Genomic DNA, 1,341 nt, shown 5'->3' on the forward strand with positions numbered 1-1,341 from the left:
ACACGGGCCGCACCGAAATCTCCGCGCTGGTCGAGCGCATCGCCCAATTCCGCCGCACCCGTTCCGAAACCCAGGCCGAGCTCGAACGCTCGCCCCTGCTGCCGCTGGGCGAGCTGCCCGAGCGCTCCGAGCGCGCGGTCACGATGTTCGGCTTTGCCACCGACACCACCGGGCGCATCGCCTGGGCCGCGAGCGATGCGGCGCCGATGGTGATCGGCATGCGGCTGTTCGCAGGCAGCGCGGCGCAGGACAGCGCTGGGGACGCCATCGCGCGCGCCTTCCAGCGCCGCCAGCCGATTACCCGCGCAGCCATCAGCCTCGAGGGCGCGCCCGCGATCACCGGTGACTGGGTGGTCGATGCCGAGCCGCGCTTTTCGGAAGAGGGCCACTTCACCGGCTATTTCGGGCGCCTGCGCCGGGTGCCGGGCGCTTCGACAGCGGCGAGCGCCGGCCCCGAGGCGCGCGAGGCCGACCGCATCCGTCAGCTGCTCCACGAGCTGCGCACCCCCGTCACCGCCGTGCAGGGCTATGCCGAGGTGATCCAGCAGCAGCTGTTCGGCCCCGCCCCGCACGAATATCGCGCACTTGCCGCCGCGATCGCGGCCGATGCGGCGCGCATCCTCGCCGGTTTCGAGGAGCTCGACCGGCTGGCGCGGCTCGAGACCGGGGCGACCCGGATCGAGCCGGGCGAGACCGATCTTGCCGCGCTGCTGCGCCGCACCGCCGCGCAGCTCGCCCCGGTGCTGGCGCCGCAGGGGGCCGGGATCGATCTCGGCTGCGCCGCGGAGGCGTGCCTCATCGCCGCGATCGATGCCGAGGATGCCGAAGCGCTGGTGTGGCGCCTGCTGGCGAGCCTTGCCGCAGCCGCCGGCCCGGGCGAGCGCATCGCCTTGCAGCTCGAAGCGGTGATCGGCGCCGGGCGCGGCGCGGCGCGGCTGTCCTGCTCGCTTCCCGCACGGCTCTCCGCAGCGGCCGGGGTCGACGAGGCGGGACTGTTCGCCGCCACCAACCGCACCGGCGAGAGCGCGATCAGCCCCGGCCTGTTCGGCACCGGCTTCGCGCTGCGGCTCGCGCGGGCCGAGGCGCGGTCGGCGGGCGGCGCCCTGCGGCGCAATGGCGACGCGCTGGTCTTGACGCTGCCGCTGCTTGGCGGGAATAGGGGCTCGCGCGACGCGGCCCTTGCCTGAGGTGCCTGAAGGGGTGCGGCGGGGAGACGCGGACGGGGCATGACAAGGGGTTCGATGCTGGAGGTGCCGCCCGCAGGGCGCAGCGCCGCATTCGCGCCCGGCTTCGGGCAGCGGGTGCTGCTGACGGTCGACACCGAGGAGGAATTCGACTGGC

General features: G+C 74.5%; 1 protein-coding gene. It reads left to right on the forward strand.

Annotated features, from left to right (window positions below):
• Window positions 1-1,187: histidine kinase dimerization/phospho-acceptor domain-containing protein (locus AX692_RS00350; protein ID WP_330997565.1), on the forward strand; the 1,187-nt coding region annotated here is incomplete at its 5' end.
• Between the last annotated feature and the right edge of the window lie 154 nt (window positions 1,188-1,341).

The organism is Erythrobacter donghaensis, assembly GCF_001557325.1.
GTDB lineage: Bacteria > Pseudomonadota > Alphaproteobacteria > Sphingomonadales > Sphingomonadaceae > Erythrobacter > Erythrobacter donghaensis_B.